Source organism: Achromobacter spanius, from assembly GCF_002966795.1.
GTDB classification, from domain to species: Bacteria; Pseudomonadota; Gammaproteobacteria; order Burkholderiales; family Burkholderiaceae_B; genus Achromobacter; species Achromobacter spanius_D.
In genome coordinates this window covers 171185-192667 of record NZ_CP023270.1, presented here as the reverse complement: position 1 = coordinate 192667, position 21483 = coordinate 171185, and the positions used below count along the sequence as shown (strand labels likewise).

The following is a 21483-nucleotide window of genomic DNA, read 5'->3' as shown; positions in this document are numbered from 1 at the left end:
GGTAAAGAGGAGTCCCCAGCATGAAAGCACTACGTCCCCTGATCGCCGCCCTGGCCGCCACGGCCGCCTTTGGCGGCGCCGCCCAGGCCCAGACTGGCGAGTGGCCCGCCAAGCCCGTGACCATGATCGTGCCCTACGCGCCGGGCGGCTTTGCCGACACCCGCGTGCGTCTGTTGGCGCGCAAGCTGGGCGAATCGCTGGGTCAGCCCGTCGTCGTCGAGAACAAGGCGGGCGCGGGTGGCGTGGTCGGCACCAACCTCATCGCCAAGGCCGCGCCGGACGGCTACACGATCGGCACGGGCAACCTGGCCCCGATGGCGGTCAATCCGTCGCTGATGAAGGAAATGCCCTACAACCCGCAAAAGGACCTGGCCCCGATCATCCTGATCGAAAACAGTCCGCTGGTCCTGAGCGTGAACAACGAACTTCCGGTCAAGTCGCTGGCCGACCTGATCGCGCTGGCCAAGAAGGAGCCGGGCAAGCTGACCTTCGGCTCGTCCGGCGTGGGAGGCGCGCATCACCTGTCGGGCGAGATGTTCCGCGAACAGGCCAACATCGACATCGTGCACGTGCCCTACAAGGGCGGCAGCCTGGCCGCAACCGACCTCATGGGCGGCCACATCGCGATGATGTTCGAAATGGGCTATTCAGCGTTGCCCGCCATCCAGGGCAAGAAGATCCACCCGATCGCCGTCACCTCCGCCAAGCGCCTGGCCGTGCTGCCCGACGTGCCCACCATGGCCGAATCCGGCCTGCCGGGCTTCGAGTCCTACAACTGGCAGGGCATCGTGGCGCCGGCCGGCACGCCCGGGCCGATCATCGCCAAGCTCAACGCCGAGTTCAACCGCATCCTGAAGGAACCGGATGTGCAGAAGGCCATTGCCGACACCGGCAGCCAGGCCGGCGGCGGCACGCCCGAGGAATTTGCCGCGTTCATCAAGACCGAAAGCGACAAGTGGGCGCACGTCATCAAGGCTGGAAACATCCAGCTTCAATAACCTCCCAGGAGTTTTCCCATGGCTACCCCTTTGATTGAACTGCTCAAGCTGACCCATCCCATCATCCAGGCGCCCATGGCGGGCGGCGCCACCACGGTGGACATGGTGGCCGAGGCATCGAAGGCGGGCGCCCTGGGATCGCTCGGCGGGGCTTACATGACGCCGGAACAGATCGAAGCGGCCGCCGAAGCGATCCGTGCCCGCACGGATCGCCCGTTCGCCATCAACCTGTTCGCGTCCGTGCCGCACGAGCCCATGCAGGGCGACGCGAGCGGGATGCTGGCCCTGATGGCGCGCTACCACGAGCAACTGGGCCTGCCCGCGCCCGAGGCCCCTGGTCCGCAGGCAGACCCGCTGCCGGGTCAGCTCGAGGCCGTGCTGCGCATCCGGCCCGCCGTTCTCAGCTTCACCTTCGGCCGTCTGCCGGCCGCGGCTTTGGCCCGCTGCCGCGAGCTGGGCATCCTGACCGTGGGCACGGCCACGACCGTCCGCGAGGCGCAGGCGCTGGAACAGGACGGCGTTGACGCCATCGTGGCGCAAGGCGCGGAGGCAGGCGGCCACCGTGGCACCTTCCTCGATGCGTTCGAGGCGTCCCTGATCGGCACCATGGCGCTGGTCCCCCAAGTGGCGGACGCCGTTTCGGTACCGGTCATTGCGTCGGGCGGCATCATGGACGGGCGCGGGATCGCGGCCGCCCTGGCACTGGGCGCGGACGTCGCACAAATGGGGACGGCCTTTCTCACCACGGAAGAATCCGGGATTAGCGATGCGTACAAGGCCGTCGTGTCCGCCTCGCGCGCGGAACAATCCCGGATCACCCGCGCCTTTTCGGGCCGCCCGGCGCGCGGTATCGCCAATGCCTTCATGCGGGATGCGGACGCCATCAGCGGCGACATTCTGCCGTACCCGCTGCAGAACGCATTGACGCGGCCCATGCGCACGGCGGGTGGCAAGAGCGGCAACATCAATGTCCTGTCCCTGTGGGCCGGCCAAGGCGCGCCGCTGGCGCGTCGCGAGTCGACGGCGGAATTGATCCAGCGGCTTGCCCGGGAAACGGCGGCGGCGCAGGCACGGCGCTGAGCGCTCGCGGCGGCCAGGCCTGATTGGGGACGGCGGGATTGTTCCTGAAGCCGAAAACACTGTTCCACGGGCGGCCGCTCCAATTGTGATTACACATCGTCGGGCTACAATGGCGCCTCGCCGTCGGGAGCGAACGCTTACGCTTGCCCCGGCATCTGAGTAACAGGGCGCTTCCCGACGCAGCCTGTCTTGTCCGCGCCGGCCAGGTTCTCGGTCCCGCGTGTCGACAGGACAGCAGGGCAAGCTCCGCCGCCGAAACTCCCTTTCGTTGCCCATGCCCGCTCAAACCAGCAGCACCCCGGAATTCGCCCTGCGCCTGGAAGGTGTGGCGCTTGGCTACGGTGATTTCACCGTCTTGCGCGATATTTCCATGGACGTCCGGGCCGGTCAGGTGGTGGCGGTCATGGGCGGCTCCGGGTCCGGCAAGACCACGCTGCTGCGCGCGGCCACCGGCCAGATCACCGCTCAGCAGGGCCGTGTCCTGGCGTTTGGCCAGGACATCGGCACGGCCTCCCGCGCCGACGTGCAATCCCTGCGCAAGCGCATGGGCGTGCTGTTCCAGCAGGGCGCGCTGTTCACCGACCTTAACGTCTTCGAAAACGTGGCCTTTCCGCTGCGCGAGCACACGCGCATCGGCGAAGCCGAACTCACCGACCGCGTGCTCGACAAGCTGGACGCCGTCGGCCTGCGCGCCGCCGCCCACCTGAAGGTCTCCGAAATCTCCGGTGGCATGGCGCGGCGCGTGGCGCTGGCCCGCGCCGTGGTGCTGGAGCCCGAACTCATCCTGTACGACGAACCCTTCGCCGGGCTGGACCCGATCTCGCTGGGCATCACTGCCCGCCTGATCCGCAGCCTTGCCGACCGGCTGGGCTGCGCCTCGGTGCTGATCACCCACGACGTGCAGGAGTCGTTTGCCATCGCGGACCAGGTCTACCTGGTGGGCCGCGGTCAGCTGGCTGCGGCCGGCACGCCGCAAATGCTCGCCGCCTCGCCGGACCCCTACGTGCAGCAATTCCTCAAGGGCCAGCCCGACGGTCCGGTCGCGTTCCAGTATCCCGAAACGCCCGCCTTCCAGAAGTGGCTGTCGCAACAGAAAGGGCGCAAAGCATGAGCGCTTCCAATAACGCCATCGCCGGGCTGGGCCACTGGGTGCGCTCCCGCGTCGCCGGCATCGGCTACTTCACCCGCTTCTTCGGCGCCATGCTGGCGCGCAGCGGCATCGCACTGTCGCGGCCGCGCCTGGTGTCGCAGCAGGTCCACTTCATCGGCAATTATTCGCTGCTGATCATTGCCGTCTCCGGCATGTTCGTGGGCTTCGTGCTGGGCCTGCAGGGCTATTACACGCTGAACCGCTACGGCTCCGAGGAGGCACTGGGCCTGCTGGTGGCCCTGTCGCTGGTGCGCGAGCTGGGTCCCGTGGTTACCGCGCTGCTCTTCGCGGGCCGCGCCGGCACCTCGCTCACCGCCGAGATCGGCCTGATGAAAGCGGGCGAACAACTGTCGGCCATGGAAGTCATGGCCGTCGACCCGATACGCCGGGTGCTGGTGCCGCGCCTGTGGGGCGGCATCATCGCCATGCCCATCCTGGCGGCGGTGTTCTCGATGGTGGGCATCCTGGGCGGCTGGGTCGTGGGCGTGCTGCTCATTGGCGTGGACGCGGGCGCCTTCTGGTCGCAGATGCAGAACGGCGTCGATGTATGGAAAGACGTCGCCAACGGCGCCATCAAGAGCGTCGTCTTCGGCGTCACGGTGACGCTGGTGGCGCTTTATGAAGGCTGGCAGGCCAAGCCCACTCCCGAAGGCGTTGCCCGCGCCACCACGCGTACCGTGGTCGTGGGCTCCCTGGCGGTACTCGGGCTGGACTTCCTGCTCACCGCCTTGATGTTTGGAAATTGATACGGATCGATCATGTCACGCGAAAAAACCGACTTCTGGGTAGGCCTGTTTGTATTGCTCGGCGCGATCGCGCTTGGATTCCTGGCGTTGCGCGCCGGCAACTTGAGCACGTTTTCCTTTGCCCCGACCTATACCGTGACCGCCAACTTCGATAACGTAGGCGGCCTCAAGGTGCGCGCGCCGGTCAAGAGCGCTGGCGTGGTGGTGGGCCGGGTCACGGGCATTTCCTTCGACGACAAGACTTTCCAGGCGATCGTCTCGGTCGATCTGGAAACGGCCTACCAGTTCCCCAAGGACTCGTCGGCGTCCATCCTGACCTCGGGCCTCTTGGGCGAGCAATACCTGGGCCTGACCGCCGGCAGCGAAGAAGATAACTTTACCGACGGCGGAAAAATCCGCTATACACAAAGCGCCGTGGTCCTGGAGCAATTGATCAGCCAGTTCCTGTACGGGTCGGCGGAAAAGCAAGGCACGACCGCCGCGCCGGAATCGGCCCCCAAGGCCCAGGATTGAAGGCGCGGCGCCATCAAGCTGGTACAACGCTGCGTCTCGCCGTCGCGATAACAAAAGAATTGTTGATAGGGATACCCGGATCATGAATAAGAAAGCTATTTCCCGAATTGCCACCGTCGCAGCGGCGGGCGCGCTGATGGCCGGTTGCGCCGCCCCCAAGAATCCGGACCCGCGCGACCCCTGGGAAGGCTTCAACCGCGGCGTCTACCAGTTCAACGACACGGTCGACCGCGCGGTGTTCAAGCCGGTCGCGCAGGCCTACACGTTTGTGACGCCGCAGCCGGTGCGCAGCTGCATCCACAACATCTTCAGCAACGTCGGCGACCTCTGGTCCGGCACCAACAGCTTCCTGCAGGGCCGCGGCCACGACTTCGTCAACACGCTTGGCCGCTTCCTGTTCAACACGACCATGGGCGTGGGCGGCTGCTTCGACGTCGCCTCGGCCAATGGCGCGCGCAAGATCCCCAACGACTTCGGCACCACGCTGGGCGTCTGGGGCTTCAGCCAGGGCCCGTACCTGGTGCTGCCGTTCTTCGGCGCCTCCAGCGTGCGCGACGGCGTCGGCCTGGTCGGCGACCTGTATGGCACCACCTACGGCTACATGGGCGTCGACTCGATCGACAACGTGCGCCTGCGCAACTCGCTGTGGGGCCTGCGCATCGTCGACACGCGCGCCAACCTGCTCGACACCACCGACACCATCGACCGCGTGGCGCTCGACCCGTACAGCTTCGTGCGCGACGCCTTCCTGCAACGCCGCGCCGCCATGGTGCTGGGCCACCGCGTCGATGACGAAGGCTCCCTGCCCAACTACGAAGACGACGGCGACGACGACGCCCCCGCCGCACCCGCGCCGGCCCCCGTGCCTGCGCCGCAACCCGCGAACAAGTAAGCTGAGGCCTTGCGCTTTCGGTATTGAAGGAGATTTGATGCGATTTTCCATTCCCTCCCTGTTGCAACGGCTGGTGTTCACGGGCCTTCTCGGCCTGGCGGCCGCCACGGCCGCGCACGCCAAGCCGGACCCCAACGGGCCGCCCGAGCAGTTCGTCCTGGCCGCCGCCAACGAGGCCCTTGATGTCCTGAAGTCCGACGGCGCGCTGCGGGCCGGCAACACCGCCCGCATCAACGAAGTCGTCGACCAGCACATCCTGCCGTACGTCAACTTCCAGAAGACCACGCGCCTGGCCGCCGGCCGCTACTGGCGCCAGGCCTCCGATCAGCAGAAAACCGCGCTGGCCGAAGCCTTCCGCGGCACGCTGATCCGCACGTACAGCGGCGCGCTGACCCGTGTCACGTCCAGCACCACCATCACCGGCCTGCCGTTCCGCGGCGATCCCAAGGCCGACGACGTGGTCGTGCGCACGCTGATCAGCCAGTCCAACAGCCAGCCGGTAGGCGTCGATTACCGCCTGGAAAAGACCCAGCAGGGCTGGAAGATCTACGACATGAACGTCGAAGGCATCTGGCTGATCGAGAACTACCGCAACCAGTTCGCCCAGCAGATCAACCAGAATGGCATCGACGGCCTGATCCAGGCGCTGAACCAGCGCAACAAGTAAAAATCTGCTCAGGCTTCGCTCGGCCCGGCGCGCCCCCTCGGGGGTCCGCCGGGCCGATTGTTTTGGGGACGCAACACCCCGCCGCCCCCATCGCCACCGGGGCCATCCCCGGCTCCCGCCACATCGCGCTTATATAATGGTCAATTCGCTCTTTTCGGGCCATCTCCCCCCGTCATGTCCGCCGTCAGCCTAGAAAACGTCTCCAAGATCTACTCGCCGCGCCAGCGCGGCTGGCAGAAGCTGCTCGGGCGCACGCCCCGTCCGGGCTTTCAGGCGCTGGACAACGTCAGCCTGAATATCGAGCACGGCGAATTCTTTGGCCTGCTCGGCCCGAACGGCGCGGGCAAGACCACGCTCATTTCCATCCTGGCGGGCCTCGCACACGCCACCGCGGGCCGCGCCACCGTCTGTGGGTACGACGTCGTGGCCGACTACAAGTCGGCGCGGCGTGCGCTGGGCGTCGTGCCGCAGGAATTGGTCTATGACCCATTCTTTACCGTGCGCGAAACGTTGCGCATCCAGTCCGGATATTTCGGCCTGCGCAAGAACGACGACTGGATCGACGAGATCCTGTTCAACCTGGGTCTGGCCGACAAGGCCAATTCCAACATGCGCGCGCTGTCCGGCGGCATGAAGCGCCGCGTGCTGGTGGCGCAGGCGCTGGTGCACCGGCCACCGGTCATCGTGCTGGACGAGCCGACAGCAGGCGTGGACGTGGACCTGCGCCGCACGCTGTGGGAGTTCATCTCGCGGCTGAACCGGGCCGGTCACACCATCATGCTGACCACGCACTACCTCGAAGAAGCCGAGGCGCTCTGCAATCGCATCGCCATGCTCAAGGGCGGGCGCGTCGTGGCGCTGGACACCACCCAGGCCCTCCTGGCCCGCGTGGGCGGCGTGGACCTGGAAGATGCTTTCGTGCGCATCATGCACCAGGACGACGAGCCCGGCGCGCGCGCCCTGCAACCCGAAGAGATCTCATCATGACCCAGCCCGCCACGTCTGCCGGCCAGCCGCTGGTGCAGCCCCGCCTGGACGCGGGTTCGGGCTTTCCGACCCTGCTGCGCAAGGAATTGCTGCGCTTCTGGAAGGTCAGTTTCCAGACCATCGCCGCACCCGTCATCACCGCGCTGCTGTACCTGCTGGTCTTTGCCCACGTGCTGGAAGGGCGCGTCACGGTGTATGGCACCGTGCCCTACACGTCTTTCCTGATCCCCGGGCTCATGATGATGAGCATGCTGCAGAACGCGTTCGCGAACCCGTCCTCGTCGCTCATCCAAAGCCGCATCACGGGCAATCTGGTCTTCATGCTGCTGCCGCCGCTGTCGCACCGCGACATCTTCGGCGCGTACGTGCTGGCCGCCATCGCGCGCGGTCTCGCGGTCGGCCTGTGCGTGTGGGCCGTGGCGCTCTTCTTCGTGCCGCTGACGCCCGCGCATCCGCTGTGGGTGCTGGTCTTTGCGGTGCTGGCGTGCGGCATCATGGGCACGCTCGGGCTGATCGCAGGTCTGTGGTCCGAAAAATTCGACCAGCTCGCGGCCTTCCAGAACTTTCTGATCATGCCGGCGACCTTCCTGTCCGGCGTGTTCTATTCCATCCATACGCTGCCGCCGTTCTGGCAAAGCGTCTCGCACTGGAACCCCATCTTCTACACCATCGACGGATTCCGCCACGGATTCTTCTCGGTGTCGGACGTCTCGCCCTGGCACAGCCTGGCGGTGGTGACGGCGGTGTTCCTCGCGCTCTCCGCTTACGCGCTGCGGCTTCTGTCCAGCGGCTACAAACTCAGGAACTGACGTCCATGCTTCCCACTCCCGCGCAAGTCCGCCAATACATCGCTGACGGCCTGCCCTGTGAACATCTCGACGTGCAGGGCGACGGCTCGCACTTTGACGCCGTCATCGTCAGCACCGCCTTCGAAGGTAAGCGCCTGATCCAGCGCCATCAGCTCGTCTACGCCGCGCTGGGCGACCGCATGAAGGCCGAGATCCACGCCCTGTCGATGCGCACCCTGACTCCCGCCGAATACCAGAAAGCGGGCGAATGATGGACAAGCTACGCATCACCGGCGGCGCGCGGCTGCATGGCGAGATCTCGATCTCCGGGGCCAAGAACTCGGCGCTGCCGATCCTGTGCGCGGGCCTGCTGACCGCCGACACGCTGGTCCTGTCCAACGTGCCGCGCCTGAACGACACCGGCACCATGCTGCGCCTGCTGGCCCAAATGGGCGTGCGCGCCGAGCGTGCGGACGACGGCGTGGTCACGCTTCAGGCCGCCAACGTCGACAGCCTGGAAGCGCCGTACGACCTGGTCAAGACGATGCGCGCGTCGATCCTGGTGCTGGGACCGCTGGTCGCACGCTTTGGCGAAGCCCGCGTCAGCCTGCCCGGCGGCTGCACGATCGGCCAGCGGCCGGTCGACCAGCACATCAAAGGCCTGGCCGCGCTGGGCGCTGAAATCAGCATCGAACACGGCTTCGTCGTGGCGCGCGCCAAGCGCTTGAAGGGCGCGTCCATCCGCACCGACATGGTCACGGTCACCGGCACGGAAAACCTGCTGATGGCCGCCGTGCTGGCCGAAGGCCGCACCGTGCTGGAAAACGCCGCGCGCGAACCCGAAGTCGTGGACCTGGCCGAACTGCTCATCAAGATGGGCGCCCGCATCCAGGGCCACGGCACCGACCGCATCGTGATTGACGGCGTCGACCGCCTGCACGGCGCCGAGCACCGCGTCATCTCCGACCGCATCGAAGCCGGCACCTTCCTGTGCGCGGTCGGCGCGGCCGGCGGCGACATCCTGCTCAAGAACGCGGATGCCGGCATCCTGGGCGCCACGCTGGACAAGCTGGCCGAAGCGGGCCTGACCATCGAGACCGGCCCGGACTGGATCCGCGGCGCGATGGACAAGCGCCCCAAGGCCGTGGGCTTTCGCACGCACGAATACCCGGGCTTTGCCACCGACATGCAGGCCCAGCTGATGGCGCTGAACGCCGTGGCCGACGGCACGTCGGTCATCGTCGAGACCATCTTCGAGAACCGCTACATGCACGTGCAGGAACTGCGCCGCATGGGCGCCCAGATCGACATCGACGGCCACACCGCCATCGTGCGCGGCGTGCCGCGCCTGTCGGGCGCCACCGTCATGGCCACCGACCTGCGCGCCTCGGCCAGCCTCGTCATCGCCGGCCTGGCCGCCGATGGCGACACGCTGGTCGACCGCATCTACCACCTGGATCGCGGCTACGACCAGATGGAAGTGAAACTGCGCGCCCTGGGCGCGAACATCCAACGAGTTACCGGCAAGGAACAGGCTCAATGAGCAATGCCTCCGTCACCCCCCTGACCCTGGCGCTGTCCAAGGGCCGCATCTTCGAAGAAACCATGCCGCTGCTGGCGGAAGCCGGCATCGACGTTCCGGAAAACCCGGAAAGCTCGCGCAAGCTCATCCTGCCCACCAGCGATCCCGGCCTGCGCCTGATCATCGTGCGCGCCTCCGACGTGCCCACCTACGTGCAATACGGCGCGGCCGACCTGGGCATCGCGGGCAAGGACGTGCTGATCGAGCACGCCAAGGAACAGCCCGGCGGCCTGTACCAGCCCATCGACCTGAACATCGCCAAGTGCCGCCTGGCAGTGGCCGTGCGCAACGGCTTCGACTACGAGGCCGCCGTCCACCAGGGCGCGCGCCTGCGCGTGGCCACCAAGTACGTGCAGTCAGCCCGTGAACACTTCGCGGCCAAGGGTGTGTACGTGGACATCATCAAGCTGTATGGTTCGATGGAACTCGCGCCGCTGGTCGGCCTGGCCGACTGCATCGTCGACCTGGTGTCCACCGGCGGCACGCTGCGCGCCAACGACCTGGTTGCCGTGGAAGACGTCATGCCGATTTCGTCGCGCCTGATCGTCAACCAGGCCGCCCTGAAAACCCGCGGCGACCGCCTGCAACCGCTGCTGGACGCCTTCGCAAGAGCCGCCTCCCGCAACGTCTGATTCCCGCCCGCCGCGCCCGGCGCGGCGGCCGATACCGTTACCCGCTTTGCTCCATGACGCCATGGCCATGATCAATCGTCTCGACTCCCGCGATCCCGGTTTCAAAACCGCTCTGTCCACGCTGCTGGCCTTCGAGGCCACCGAGGACGAATCCATCGACCGCGCCGCCGCCAGCATCCTGGCCGACGTGCGCACCCGCGGCGACGCCGCGCTGGTGGAATACACGCAGCGGTTCGACCGCATGCCGGACGCGGCCGTCCATACGCTGGAGATCCCCAAGGCCGATTGGCATGCGGCCCTGGCCGCGCTGCCGGCCGCCCAGCGCAACGCGCTGGAAGCCGCCGCCGACCGCGTGCGCGCCTACCACGAGCGCCAGCGCGCCGAGACCTGGACCTACACCGAAGCCGACGGCACGCTGCTCGGCCAGCAGGTCACCCCGCTGGACCGCGTGGGTCTGTACGTGCCCGGCGGCAAGGCCGCTTATCCGTCGTCCGTGCTGATGAACGCCATCCCGGCCAAGGTCGCGGGCGTGCAGGAACTGGTCATGGTCACGCCCACGCCGGATGGCGTGCGTAATCCCATCGTGCTGGCTGCGGCCGCCATCAGCGGCGTGGACCGCGTGTTCGCCATCGGCGGCGCGCAGGCCGTGGGCGCGCTGGCCTACGGCACCGATACCGTGCCGGCCGTGGACAAGATCGTCGGCCCGGGCAACGCCTATGTTGCCGCCGCCAAGCGCCGCGTGTTCGGCGTGGTCGGCATCGACATGATCGCCGGCCCCAGCGAAATCCTGGTCATCTGCGACGGCAAGACGCCGGCCGACTGGATCGCCATGGACTTGTTCTCGCAGGCCGAGCACGACGAACTGGCGCAGTCCATCCTGCTCTGTCCCGACGCCGCCTTCATCGAAGAGGTCGAAGCGTCCATCGCCCGACTGCTGCCCACCATGCCGCGCGCCGACATCCTGCGCGTCAGCCTGGCCAACCGCGGCGCGCTGATCCTGGTCCGCGACCTGGAAGAAGCCTGCCAGATCGCCAACGACATCGCTCCCGAGCATTTGGAGATCTCCACCGAGCAGCCCGAGGTCTGGACCGCCCGCATCCGCCACGCCGGCGCCATCTTCATGGGCCGCTTCAGCTCGGAAGCGCTGGGCGACTACTGCGCCGGCCCGAACCACGTGCTGCCCACCTCGCGCACGGCGCGCTTCTCGTCGCCGCTGGGCGTCTATGACTTCCAGAAGCGCTCCAGCCTGATCCAGGTTTCGCACGCCGGCGCGCAGACGCTGGGCCGCATTGCCGCCGAACTGGCGCTGGGCGAGGGCTTGCAGGCGCACGCCGCCAGCGCCCAGTACCGGATCGACAAGCCATGAGCGCGGCTCCGGCGGATGGCGTCGCCGGCCGCATCAAAGATACCGTCCGCGCTGATATTCGCGGGTTGGCGGCGTACCCCGTCGCCCATGCCGAAGGCTGCATCAAGCTGGACGCCATGGAATGCCCGTACGAATTGCCCGAGGCCGTGCGCGACGACATCGCGCGCGCCGTCCGCGACACGCCGCTGAACCGCTATCCGTCCGCCGACCTGTCGGCGCTTGAGGCCGCCGTCAAGACGGCCTTCGGCGTACCGGACGCCGCGGACGTGCTGTTCGGCAACGGCTCGGACGAACTCATCCACCTGATGGTGCAGGCGTGCTGCAACCCGGGCGACGTGGTGCTGTCGCCGTGGCCGTCGTTCGTGTACTTCGACATGGCGGCCCGTTTCGATCACGCGCGTTTCGTGGGCGTGCCGCTGACCGCGGACCTGAGCCTGGATCTGCCGGCCATGCTGGCCGCCATCCGCGAGCACCAGCCCAAGCTCGTGTTCCTGGCCACCCCCAACAATCCGACCGGCGGCCTGTGGTCAGCGCAAGACGTCAACGCCATCATCCAGGCCGCGCCCGGACTGGTGGTGATCGACGAGGCCTACCAGCCGTTCGCGGACTACACCTGGATGCCGCAGGTGCTGGATGCGCCCAACGTCGTCGTCATGCGCACGGTGTCCAAGATTGGCCTGGCCGGCCTGCGTTTCGGCTACCTGGCCGGGCATCCCGCGTGGATCGCCGAGCTGAACAAGGTGCGCCCGCCCTACAACCTGAACGTGCTGACCCAGGCGACGCTGCTGGCCGTGCTGCGCCACAAGTCCGTGCTGGACGAACAGGCCGCCCGGCTGCGCGCGGACCGCGAACCGCTGGCCGCGGCGCTGGCGCAATTGCCCGGCGTCAGGGTATTCCCTTCCGCCGCGAATTTCGTCCTCGCCCGCTTTTCCGGCAAGCTCGACGGCAACGCCGTGCATCTTGCCCTGAAAGCGCGCAAAATATTGATTCGCAACTTCTCCAATGCCCACCCGCTGCTGGCCGACTGCCTGCGCATTTCGGTGGGCACCCCGGCCGAGAACGCCGCCTTGCTATCCGCCCTGCAAGAGATCTTGAGTGCTTAACATGCGTACCGCAGAAATCACCCGCAACACCAACGAAACCCGCATCCGCGTGGCCATCAACCTCGACGGCACCGGCAAGCAGACGATCGACACGGGCGTGCCCTTCCTGGACCACATGCTGGACCAGATCGCGCGCCACGGCCTGATCGACCTGGACATCAAGGCCGAGGGCGACCTGCACATCGACGCGCATCACACGGTGGAAGACGTGGGCATCACGCTGGGCATGGCCATCGCCAAGGCCGCGGGCACCAAGGCCGGGCTGCGCCGCTACGGGCATGCCTACGTGCCGCTGGACGAAGCGCTGTCGCGCGTCGTGATCGACTTTTCCGGCCGTCCTGGTCTGGAATATCACATCCCGTTCACGCGCTCGCACATCGGCAGCTTCGACGTGGACCTCACGCGCGAATTCTTCCAGGGCCTGGTCAATCACGCGCTGATCACGATGCACATCGACAACCTGCGCGGCTTCAACTCGCACCACCAGGCGGAAACCGTGTTCAAGGCCTGTGGCCGCGCGCTGCGCATGGCCCTCGAAGTCGACCCCCGCATGGGCGACGTCGTGCCGTCCACCAAGGGCGTGCTGTAACGCTGTAACGTACGCAATCCACTTTCGCACCGCACCAGGCAGACAGAAGTGACCACTATCGCCATCGTCGACTATGGAATGGGCAATTTCCATTCCGTCGCACGCGCCCTGAAATACGCCGCGCCTGACGCCGACATCCGTATCTGCAACCAGCCCCAGGAAATCGCCGCAGCCGACCGCGTGGTCTTCCCGGGCCAGGGCGCCATGGCGGACTGCATGCGCACCCTGAACGAATCCGGCCTGCGCGACGCCGTCGTGCGCGCCGCCCGCGAGAAGCCCCTGCTGGGCGTCTGCGTGGGCGAACAGATGCTGTTCGAATCCAGCGAAGAGGGCGGCACCGCCTGCCTGGGCCTGTTCCCGGGCGTCGTGCGCCGCTTTTCCGGCCCCGGCTTTGCCGACCTGATCCCCGCCGACGACGAGGCCTGCCTCGCCGACACCGGCGGCGCTGGCCTGGTCGACACCCGTCCCGAGCGCCTGAAGGTGCCGCACATGGGCTGGAACAAAGTCCGCCACACGCGCTCTCACCCGATCTGGGACGGCATTCCGGACGACTCGCACTTCTATTTCGTCCATAGTTACTACGCCGACCCGGCCGATCCGGGCCTGACGGTTGGTGAAACCGATTATGGCGTCGCCTTTACCTGCGCGGTGGCGGCAGCTAACATTTTCGCGGTGCAGTTCCACCCCGAAAAAAGCGCCGAGCACGGTTTGCGCCTGTATCGCAATTTTGTAGACTGGCAGCCCTAGGCCTTGAGCCGCGTGCGCCAGCCCTTTCAACCCCACTTTCTTACTCGCTGCCAACCATGCTGCTGATCCCCGCCATCGACCTCAAAGACGGGCGCTGCGTTCGCCTGCGCCAGGGTGACCTGGACGATGCAACGGTGTTCTCCGAAGACCCCGCCGCCATGGCCACCCGCTGGCTGGACCAGGGCGCCCGCCGCCTGCATCTGGTCGACCTGAACGGCGCCGTCGCCGGCAAGCCCAAGAACGAGGCGCCCATCAAGGCGATCCTGGACGCCGTCGGCGACGACATTCCCGTCCAGATCGGCGGGGGCATCCGCGACCTGGACACCATCGAACGCTACCTCGACGCCGGCATCTCGTACGTCATCATCGGCACCGCCGCAGTCAAGAACCCGGGCTTCCTGCAGGACGCCTGCGGTGCCTTCCCGGGCCAGATCATCGTCGGCCTGGACGCCCGCGACGGCAAGATCGCCACCGACGGCTGGAGCAAACTCACCCGCCACGACGTGCTGGATCTGGCCAAGAAGTTCGAAGACTACGGCTGCGAAGCCATCATCTACACCGACATCGGCCGCGACGGCATGCTGTCGGGCGTCAACGTCGACGCCACGGTGCGCCTGGCCCAGCACGTGCGCATTCCCGTGTACGCGTCGGGCGGCATCGCCGGCATCCAGGACATCGAGGCGCTGTGCGCCGTCGAAGAAGAGGGTATCGAAGGCGCCATCCTGGGCCGCAGCATCTACGAAGGCACGCTCGACTTCCAGGCCGCGCAGGCGCGCGCCGACGAATTGGCAAAATGACCACATCCAGCAGCACCCCCGGGGCCGGCGCGTCCGCACAGAACGCGCTGACCCGCCGCATCATTCCCTGCCTTGACGTCACGGCCGGCCGCGTCGTCAAGGGCGTGAACTTCGTCAACCTGCTCGACGCGGGCGACCCCGTCGAGATCGCCCGCCGCTACAACGAGCAGGGCGCCGACGAACTCACCTTTCTGGACATCACCGCCACCAGCGACGGCCGCGACCTGATCCTGCCCATCATCGAGCAGGTGGCGTCGCAGGTCTTCATTCCGCTGACCGTGGGCGGCGGCGTGCGCCAGGTGTCCGACATCCAGCGCCTGCTCAATGCCGGCGCCGACAAGATCAGCATCAACAGCGCCGCCGTGGCCAATCCCGACCTGGTTCGCGCCGCGTCCGACTACCACGGCTCGCAGTGCGTGGTCGTGGCCATCGACGCCCGCCGCGTGTCCGCGCCCGGCGAACCGGCCCGCTGGGAAGTCTTCACACACGGCGGCCGCAAGGCCACCGGCCTGGACGCCGTGGCGTGGGCGCGCCGCATGGCCGCCTATGGCGCCGGCGAAATCCTGCTGACCAGCATGGACCGCGACGGCACCAAGTCCGGTTTCGACCTGGAACTGACCCGCACCGTCTCGGACGCCGTGCCGGTGCCCGTCATCGCCTCGGGCGGCGTGGGCAACCTGCAGCATCTGGCCGACGGCGTCACCACCGGCCGCGCCAGCGCCGTGCTGGCCGCCAGCATCTTCCATTTTGGCCAGCATACCGTCGGCGAGTGCAAGCACTTCATGGCCGAACAGGGCATCGCCGTACGATTGGACTGATTATGAGCAACGAACCCACCTGGATGGCCGACGTCGTCTTCGACGAAAACGGCCTGATTCCCGCCATCGCCCAAGACGCCGAAAACGGCCAGATCATGATGGTGGCCTGGATGAACCGCGAATCCCTGGCCGAAACGGCCGCTACGGGCCGCGCCGTCTACTGGTCGCGCTCGCGCCAGCGTCTGTGGCGCAAGGGCGAAGAATCCGGCCACGTCCAGGAAGTGCACGAGCTGCGCCTGGATTGCGACGGCGACGTAGTGCTCTTGAAAGTCCACCAGGAAGGCGGCATCGCCTGCCACACGGGCCGCGCCAGCTGCTTCTTCCGCCGCCTGGAAGGCCAGACCGATCAGGCGTCCTGGGTCACGGTGGATCCGGTGCTCAAAGACCCGGAACTCATCTACAAATGACCGATCAGACCCTGACCGCGGCCGACATCCTGGCCCGCATTGCAGACACCCTGGAAACCCGCCGTCCGCAGAACGGCGGCGATCCTTCCGCCTCCTACACGGCCAAGCTGCTGGCCAAGGGGCCGGACGCCTTCCTGAAGAAGATCGGGGAAGAAGCCACGGAACTGGTCATGGCCGCCAAGGATGGCGTCCCCGACCGCATCGTCAGCGAGACCGCCGATCTGTGGTTCCACTGCCTGGTGGCGCTGACGCATTTCAACCTGCGGCCCGAAGACGTGCTGGCCGAGCTGGCCCGCCGCGAAGGCCTCTCGGGCCTGGTGGAAAAGGCAAGCCGCCCGAAAGACTGACCACGGAAACCACACCCATGAGCGACAACTGCCTTTTCTGCAAGATCGCCGCTGGCGAAATCCCGTCCAAGAAGGTCTTCGAGGACCAGGACTTTGTTGCATTCCACGATATCAATCCCGCCGCGCCGGTGCATTTACTGCTGATCCCCCGACGTCATGTCACATCCATGCAGGATATTACGGGCGAGGACGCAGATTGGTTGGGTAGAATGATGTCGTTGGCGCCGCGGCTTGCCGCCGAGAACGGTTGCCGTCCGGGCCCTGATGGCGGATTTCGCATCATGATCAATTCTGGCGTCGAAGGCGGCCAGGAAGTCCCGCATCTGCATTTCCACATCATCGGCGGCTCGCGTCCCTGGAAAGGGCGCGTGGCCCCCACTGCGTAATTCGGAGAATCATCATGGGTAGTTTCAGCATTTGGCATTGGTTGGTCGTTCTGGTCATCGTTGCGCTCATTTTTGGCACCAAGAAGCTGCGCAACATCGGCGGCGATCTGGGCGGCGCGGTCAAGGGTTTCAAGGACGGCATGAAAGAAGCCAACAGCGACAAGCCCGCTGAACCGGTCACGCAACAGCGCGTCTCCGGCGAAACCATCGACGTGCAGGCCAAGGAAAAGTCCAACTCCTGAGCGCCAGCCAGTCTCCCTGCGGGCCAGCCCTGAACGGGCCGGCCCTTATTGCTTCAATTCCCAAGCGGCCGTCGAATGTTTGATGTCAGCCTCACTGAACTGATGGTGATCGGCGTCGTCGCCCTGATCGTCATCGGCCCCGAACGCCTGCCCAAGGTTGCCCGCACCGTCGGCCACCTGCTCGGGCGCGCGCAGCGTTACGTCAATGACGTCAAGTCCGATATCCAGCGCGAAATCGAACTCGACGAACTTCGCAAGTTCAAGACCGAAATGGAAGATGCGGCACAAGGCGTGCAGCAATCGCTGAACGAGACCGGTGCCTCGCTGCAGGAACCGGTGCAGCAGTTCCGCGCCGAGCTCGACGAAGTGGCCCGCGAAGCCAGCGGCAAGACCACGCCGGCTGTTGCGCCGGCGCCGGTGACTGCCCCAGTGGCTGACGCTGCACAGGCGCCTGCCGCAGGATCGCCTGCCGCAGGATCGCCTGCCGCAGGTTCGCCTGCCGCAGGATCGCTTGCCGCAGGTTCGCCCACTGCCGACGCTTCCGTCGCGGGCGCGCCCGCCGAGCCCGCGCGCACGATCGCGCCCCCCAGCCAGAACCACAATCTGGATCTGGACCTGCCCGCCGCCGAGCCCGCACCGCGTCCGGCCGCCGCCCCTCAACAACCCGCCCCGGCGCCCAGCGCGCCTGCGGCTGACGTCGCCGCGCCCGCCGCCAAGCCCGTCTCGCCCTCTGGAACTCCGTCGTGACCCAGGACGCAACCCAAGAAGAAGGCCAGCAAGAGACCTTCATCTCCCACCTGGTCGAGCTGCGCACCCGCCTGCTGCGTGCCGTCGGCGCCGTGGTGGCCGTGTTCATCGTGCTCTTCATCTATCCCGGCGCGTCGGCCATCTATGACGTGCTGGCCGCCCCGATGCTGGCCTCGCTGCCCGAAGGCACCCGCATGATCGCCACCGGCGTCATCACGCCGTTCATGGTGCCGGTCAAGGTCACGATGATGGCCGCGTTCATCGTGGCGTTGCCCGTGGTGTTGTATCAGGCGTGGGCCTTCGTCGCGCCCGGGCTGTACCGGCACGAGAAGCGCCTCGCGCTGCCGCTCATCGTTTCCAGCACGTTCCTCTTCATCGCGGGCATGGCGTTCTGCTATTTCGTGGTGTTCCGCACGGTGTTCCACTTCATCGCCACGTTCGCGCCGCAGTCCATCACCCCGGCGCCGGACATCGAGGCCTACCTGAGCTTCGTCATGACGATGTTCATGGCATTCGGCATCACCTTCGAGGTGCCAGTGGCCGTGGTGCTGCTGGTGAAGATGGGCGTGGTCGAGCTCTCCAAGCTGAAGGCCGCGCGCGGCTACGTGGTGGTGGGCGCGTTCATCATCGCGGCCGTGGTCACCCCGCCCGACGTCGTCAGCCAGTTCATGCTCGCGGTGCCGCTGTGCCTGCTCTATGAGGTCGGGCTGATCTGCGCCCGGATGGTCACACCGAAAGAGGGTGCGCCTGCAGACGACGCGGCCGCCGACTCCCTGACCGAACGCCACTGACGCCGGATGGCCGGCAACGCATCGGCAACGCCACGGCAAGGCAGATAGCTACTCAGACGGTCCGCATAAAAGCGGACCGTTTTACCTTGTCGGCCCATGATTGCAGTCCTACATTGCAGTCATGTCGCTCTCCCAAAGACTGCGCGCCCTCATGCGGTGGCGCGGCATCCATAGCCAGAACCAGCTTGCGCGCCTGTCGGGCGTGCCGCAGTCCTGTATCCACCGCATCCTTACGCGCGAAGACCGCTACTCGCCGGCCCGCAACACGCTCGTGCGGCTGGCGCGGGCCCTCGGCACCAGCGTGCCGTGGCTGACGGATGGCGTGGTGCCCGCCTCCTCGCCAAAGGCTGGGGCCGGCTCTGGGATTGGGTTTGGGTCTGGGTCTGGATCTGGGTCTGGGTCTGGATCTGGGTCCGAGGCTGGCGCCGGGTCCGGCCCTGGGTCGGGAACCTCACCCGGCCTGCAGGACGCCGTGGCCGAAGGCATGGACGGCTATTGCGCCGAAATCTGCGCGCGGCTGGCGCCGCAACCCGACAGCACCAAGCGACTGATCCTGGCGCTGGTGCGCGAGCTCTCCGGCAAACCAGACGCCGCCGCCGCCCGCGCGGCGGCGCGCAAATGCGCTTAACGCGGCTTGCCCGGCCGCGTGCCCATCACAACCGCCAGTTCCGCCGGCTTGCCGCTGCGCAAGATGCCCAGCGTGGCCCGCTGGCCCGGCGGCACCTGCGCAATCTCCGACAGCAGGCTGGTCGTGTCCGCCACCCGCTTGCCATTGACCGTCTGAACGATATCGCCCACCCGCAGGCCGCCGCGCGCGGCCGGACCGTCGCGCATCACCCCGGCAATGATTACACCCGCCGCATCGCGCGGCAGCTCGAAGGCCCGCGCCAGTTCCGGCGTCATGTCCTGCGGCTCCACGCCCAGCCAGCCGCGCTTGACCGCCCCGGTCTTGACGATGTCGTCCATGACCTTGCGCGCAATTTCAATCGGCGTCGCAAAGCCGATGCCCATCGACCCCCCTGATTCCGAATAAATGGCGGTGTTGATCCCCACCAGGTTGCCGTAGGCATCGACCAGCGCGCCGCCCGAATTGCCCGGGTTGATCGCCGCGTCGGTCTGAATGAAGTTCTCGTACGTGTTCAAGCCCAGGCCGTTGCGGCCCAGCGCCGACACGATGCCCTGCGTGGTGGTCTGGCCCACTCCAAACGGATTGCCGATCGCCAGCACCACGTCGCCCACGCGCAAGCCTTTGTCGGACGCCAGCGTCGCGGCGGGCAGGTCGCGCAGCTTCGACAGCTTGAGCACCGCCAGATCCGTGTCCGGATCCGCGCCCACCACCTTGGCGGTATCGCGCCGCCCATCGCGCAGCGCCACCTCGATGGCGTCCGCGGCCTGCACCACGTGATAGTTGGTCAGCACATAGCCGTCCGCATTCACGATCACGCCCGAGCCCAGGCTGGTCGACGCTTCGCGCCGGCTCACGCCCGGCACCTGTCCGAACAGCTGGCGCAGCACCGGATCGTCGGGCAGCGGAATCAACGGCACATTCACGTGCTTGGTCGTAAATACGTTCACCACCGAGGGCGCCGCCTTGGCCACGCCATCCGCGTACGACACCGCGCCCACATCGTCTGCGGACGCGCGTCCGGCCGCGGCGGTGGCCGGCGGCACAGTACCGGGCCCGTTCACGCGCAGCAGGTCGGGCCGCAATGTCGTCACCACGAATAGAATAGCCAGGCAGACCGTGACGGCCTGAGCAAAGATCAGCCAATATCGGCGCATGTTTCTGATAGGACTAGCAATGAATAAAGTGGACTCCCGCGTCCTGGCCAACTGGCTGGACGACACCCTGCAGGCGGCCCGTTTCAAGGACTACTGTCCCAACGGGATGCAGGTGGAAGGCCGATCCGAGGTCGGACACATTATCACCGGTGTGACGGCCAGCGAAGCATTGCTGCGCGAGGCGGTCGACCGCGGCGCCGATGCGGTGCTGGTGCACCACGGCTGGATGTGGCGCAACGAAGACCGCCGCGTCATCGGCACCCGCCGCACGCGCATGGCGTTGACCCTCAAGAACGACTTGAACCTGTTTGCCTACCATCTGCCGCTGGATGCGCATCCCACGCTGGGCAACAACGCGCAGCTGGCGCGCGTGCTGGGTCTGACGCCGGCGCTACGCGACGACGGCGCCCCGCGGACCTGCGGGCAGGACGGGCTGATCTGGCTGGGCGAGGCCAGCGGCCTGCAGACGCTGGGCCAACTGGGCGACCAGGTGGCCCAACGCCTTGGCCGCCAGCCGCTCGTCGTGGGCGACCCGGACCAGCCGTTGGGGACAGTCGCGTGGTGCACCGGCGGCGCCCAAGGCATGATGGGCGACGCCGTCGACGCGGGCGCCAGCGTCTACATCACTGGCGAGGTCTCCGAATCCACGGTGCATCTGGCGCGCGAAACCGGCGTGGGCTTCATCGCCGCCGGGCACCATGCCACCGAACGCTATGGCGTCCAGGCGCTGGGGCAGGCCGTGGCCGAGCGCTTCGGCATCAAGGTCGAATTCGTCGACATCGACAACCCGGCCTGAACACTTGACGCAGGAGCGCCGGACCACTGCCCGTCGACCCGGTTGAAAGCAAAAGCGCCCCAATGGGGCGCTTTGCTGTTTACGGCCGCTTCAGCAGGTCGCGAATCTCGCGCAGCAGGGCCACGTCTTCCGGCGTCTTGGCGGGCGCCGGCGCTTCCTCCTGCTTGTTGCGGGCCTTGTAGATGGCCTTGACCATCCAGAAGATCACAAACGCCAGCAGGACGAAGTTGATGATGATGGTGACGAAGTTGCCCCACGCGAACACGTTGGCGCCGGCCTTGGTCAGATCCGCGTAGGTCATCGGCCCGGCATAGCCTTCAGGCATCGACAAGACCAGGAACTTGTTCGAAAAATCGACCGATCCGCCAAGGATGAAATTGACGAGCGGCATGATGATGTCCCGGACCAGCGAGTCGACAATCCTGCCAAACGCCGCACCGATGATCACACCAACGGCCAAGTCGACCGCGTTGCCCTTGACCGCGAAATCTCGAAACTCTTTGACGAAACCAGTCGATTTGCTCATAAAT

General features: G+C 66.7%; 27 protein-coding genes and 2 pseudogenes. 26 read left to right on the top strand and 3 right to left on the bottom strand.

Annotation, left to right across the window (positions count from 1 at the left end; translation table 11 throughout):
* The first annotated feature begins 20 nt into the window (after window positions 1–20).
* From CLM73_RS00965 to tatB, 23 genes and pseudogenes are all read left to right on the top strand, one after another.
* The gene (locus tag CLM73_RS00965) at window positions 21–998 is read left to right on the top strand and encodes a tripartite tricarboxylate transporter substrate binding protein (protein WP_105236934.1); all 978 of its coding nucleotides are present in this window, start codon (window positions 21–23) and stop codon (window positions 996–998) included.
* Between the two features lie 18 nt (window positions 999–1016).
* Window positions 1017–2078 carry an NAD(P)H-dependent flavin oxidoreductase gene (locus CLM73_RS00960; RefSeq protein WP_105236933.1) on the top strand — a complete coding sequence of 354 codons (1062 nt, stop codon included), beginning with the start codon at window positions 1017–1019 and terminating at the stop codon, window positions 2076–2078.
* 274 nt (window positions 2079–2352) lie between these two features.
* Window positions 2353–3189 carry an ABC transporter ATP-binding protein gene (locus CLM73_RS00955; protein WP_056565582.1) on the top strand — a complete coding sequence of 279 codons (837 nt, stop codon included), beginning with the start codon at window positions 2353–2355 and terminating at the stop codon, window positions 3187–3189.
* The gene (gene mlaE, locus CLM73_RS00950; protein ID WP_105236932.1) at window positions 3186–3974 is read left to right on the top strand and encodes a lipid asymmetry maintenance ABC transporter permease subunit MlaE; all 789 of its coding nucleotides are present in this window, start codon (window positions 3186–3188) and stop codon (window positions 3972–3974) included. Before CLM73_RS00955 ends, mlaE begins: the two co-directional genes overlap by 4 nt.
* A gap of 12 nt (window positions 3975–3986) precedes the next feature.
* Entirely contained in the window at window positions 3987–4487 is a 501-nt protein-coding gene (gene mlaD / locus CLM73_RS00945) for an outer membrane lipid asymmetry maintenance protein MlaD (RefSeq protein ID WP_056565588.1), read from the top strand.
* 82 nt (window positions 4488–4569) lie between these two features.
* Window positions 4570–5379: a VacJ family lipoprotein gene (locus CLM73_RS00940; RefSeq protein WP_105236931.1), complete on the top strand. Its 810-nt coding sequence runs from the start codon at window positions 4570–4572 to the stop codon at window positions 5377–5379.
* Window positions 5380–5416: 37 nt separating this feature from the next.
* Window positions 5417–6046, top strand: coding sequence for an MlaC/ttg2D family ABC transporter substrate-binding protein (locus CLM73_RS00935; RefSeq protein ID WP_105236930.1), 630 nt, complete (start codon window positions 5417–5419; stop codon window positions 6044–6046).
* Between the two features lie 174 nt (window positions 6047–6220).
* The gene (locus CLM73_RS00930; RefSeq protein WP_105236929.1) at window positions 6221–7033 is read left to right on the top strand and encodes an ABC transporter ATP-binding protein; all 813 of its coding nucleotides are present in this window, start codon (window positions 6221–6223) and stop codon (window positions 7031–7033) included.
* Entirely contained in the window at window positions 7030–7842 is an 813-nt protein-coding gene (locus CLM73_RS00925) for an ABC transporter permease (protein ID WP_105236928.1), read from the top strand. Before CLM73_RS00930 ends, CLM73_RS00925 begins: the two co-directional genes overlap by 4 nt.
* A 5-nt stretch (window positions 7843–7847) precedes the next feature.
* Window positions 7848–8093: a BolA family protein gene (locus CLM73_RS00920; RefSeq protein WP_056320382.1), complete on the top strand. Its 246-nt coding sequence runs from the start codon at window positions 7848–7850 to the stop codon at window positions 8091–8093.
* Window positions 8093–9364: a UDP-N-acetylglucosamine 1-carboxyvinyltransferase gene (gene murA / locus CLM73_RS00915; RefSeq protein ID WP_105241327.1), complete on the top strand. Its 1272-nt coding sequence runs from the start codon at window positions 8093–8095 to the stop codon at window positions 9362–9364. Before CLM73_RS00920 ends, murA begins: the two co-directional genes overlap by 1 nt.
* On the top strand, window positions 9361–10035 hold the full coding sequence (gene hisG, locus CLM73_RS00910; RefSeq protein ID WP_056565602.1) for an ATP phosphoribosyltransferase: 675 nt from the start codon (window positions 9361–9363) through the stop codon (window positions 10033–10035). Before murA ends, hisG begins: the two co-directional genes overlap by 4 nt.
* A gap of 61 nt (window positions 10036–10096) precedes the next feature.
* Window positions 10097–11401: a histidinol dehydrogenase gene (gene hisD, locus CLM73_RS00905; protein WP_105236927.1), complete on the top strand. Its 1305-nt coding sequence runs from the start codon at window positions 10097–10099 to the stop codon at window positions 11399–11401.
* Window positions 11398–12504, top strand: coding sequence for a histidinol-phosphate transaminase (gene hisC / locus CLM73_RS00900; protein ID WP_105236926.1), 1107 nt, complete (start codon window positions 11398–11400; stop codon window positions 12502–12504). The genes hisD and hisC overlap by 4 nt, the downstream gene beginning before the upstream one ends.
* 1 nt (window position 12505) lies before the next feature.
* Window positions 12506–13093: an imidazoleglycerol-phosphate dehydratase HisB gene (hisB, locus tag CLM73_RS00895; protein WP_105236925.1), complete on the top strand. Its 588-nt coding sequence runs from the start codon at window positions 12506–12508 to the stop codon at window positions 13091–13093.
* A 48-nt stretch (window positions 13094–13141) separates the two neighbouring features.
* Entirely contained in the window at window positions 13142–13840 is a 699-nt protein-coding gene (gene hisH / locus CLM73_RS00890; protein ID WP_105236924.1) for an imidazole glycerol phosphate synthase subunit HisH, read from the top strand.
* A 56-nt stretch (window positions 13841–13896) separates the two neighbouring features.
* Window positions 13897–14637 (top strand): 1-(5-phosphoribosyl)-5-[(5-phosphoribosylamino)methylideneamino]imidazole-4-carboxamide isomerase, encoded by a 741-nt coding sequence (gene hisA, locus CLM73_RS00885; protein ID WP_105236923.1) that lies wholly within the window; start codon window positions 13897–13899, stop codon window positions 14635–14637.
* Complete coding sequence (gene hisF / locus CLM73_RS00880; protein WP_056565619.1) at window positions 14634–15455, top strand: imidazole glycerol phosphate synthase subunit HisF; 822 nt, start codon at window positions 14634–14636, stop codon at window positions 15453–15455. Before hisA ends, hisF begins: the two co-directional genes overlap by 4 nt.
* A gap of 2 nt (window positions 15456–15457) precedes the next feature.
* Entirely contained in the window at window positions 15458–15862 is a 405-nt protein-coding gene (gene hisI / locus CLM73_RS00875; protein ID WP_056565623.1) for a phosphoribosyl-AMP cyclohydrolase, read from the top strand.
* Window positions 15859–16209 (top strand): phosphoribosyl-ATP diphosphatase, encoded by a 351-nt coding sequence (locus CLM73_RS00870; RefSeq protein WP_056565627.1) that lies wholly within the window; start codon window positions 15859–15861, stop codon window positions 16207–16209. Before hisI ends, CLM73_RS00870 begins: the two co-directional genes overlap by 4 nt.
* A 17-nt stretch (window positions 16210–16226) precedes the next feature.
* Window positions 16227–16595, top strand: coding sequence for a histidine triad nucleotide-binding protein (locus CLM73_RS00865; RefSeq protein ID WP_056565630.1), 369 nt, complete (start codon window positions 16227–16229; stop codon window positions 16593–16595).
* A gap of 14 nt (window positions 16596–16609) precedes the next feature.
* Window positions 16610–16837: a Sec-independent protein translocase subunit TatA gene (tatA, locus tag CLM73_RS00860; RefSeq protein ID WP_105236922.1), complete on the top strand. Its 228-nt coding sequence runs from the start codon at window positions 16610–16612 to the stop codon at window positions 16835–16837.
* A 75-nt stretch (window positions 16838–16912) separates the two neighbouring features.
* Window positions 16913–17083 (top strand): annotated as a pseudogene (gene tatB, locus CLM73_RS29375) (Sec-independent protein translocase protein TatB); the annotation flags it as partial.
* 13 nt (window positions 17084–17096) lie between these two features.
* Here the strand turns inward: tatB and CLM73_RS29370 are convergent.
* On the bottom strand, window positions 17097–17627 hold the full coding sequence (locus CLM73_RS29370; RefSeq protein WP_418904942.1) for a pentapeptide repeat-containing protein: 531 nt from the start codon (window positions 17625–17627) through the stop codon (window positions 17097–17099).
* Between CLM73_RS29370 and tatC the strand changes: the two genes are divergently transcribed.
* Both tatC and CLM73_RS29330 read left to right on the top strand, forming a co-directional pair.
* Window positions 17581–18375 (top strand): twin-arginine translocase subunit TatC, encoded by a 795-nt coding sequence (gene tatC, locus CLM73_RS00850; protein ID WP_105236920.1) that lies wholly within the window; start codon window positions 17581–17583, stop codon window positions 18373–18375. The genes CLM73_RS29370 and tatC overlap by 47 nt on opposite strands.
* Before the next feature lie 121 nt (window positions 18376–18496).
* Window positions 18497–18718: pseudogene (locus tag CLM73_RS29330) on the top strand (helix-turn-helix domain-containing protein); the annotation flags it as partial.
* 281 nt (window positions 18719–18999) lie between these two features.
* On the opposite strand, the gene CLM73_RS00840 reads toward CLM73_RS29330, so the two are convergent.
* Window positions 19000–20157, bottom strand: coding sequence for a trypsin-like peptidase domain-containing protein (locus CLM73_RS00840; RefSeq protein ID WP_105236919.1), 1158 nt, complete (start codon window positions 20155–20157; stop codon window positions 19000–19002).
* 19 nt (window positions 20158–20176) lie between these two features.
* Here CLM73_RS00840 and CLM73_RS00835 point away from each other — a divergent pair, with 19 nt between their 5' ends.
* Complete coding sequence (locus CLM73_RS00835; RefSeq protein ID WP_105236918.1) at window positions 20177–20953, top strand: Nif3-like dinuclear metal center hexameric protein; 777 nt, start codon at window positions 20177–20179, stop codon at window positions 20951–20953.
* A 79-nt stretch (window positions 20954–21032) separates the two neighbouring features.
* Here the strand turns inward: CLM73_RS00835 and mscL are convergent, their stop codons facing one another.
* Window positions 21033–21479 (bottom strand): large conductance mechanosensitive channel protein MscL, encoded by a 447-nt coding sequence (mscL, locus tag CLM73_RS00830; protein ID WP_105236917.1) that lies wholly within the window; start codon window positions 21477–21479, stop codon window positions 21033–21035.
* Window positions 21480–21483: the final 4 nt, after the last annotated feature.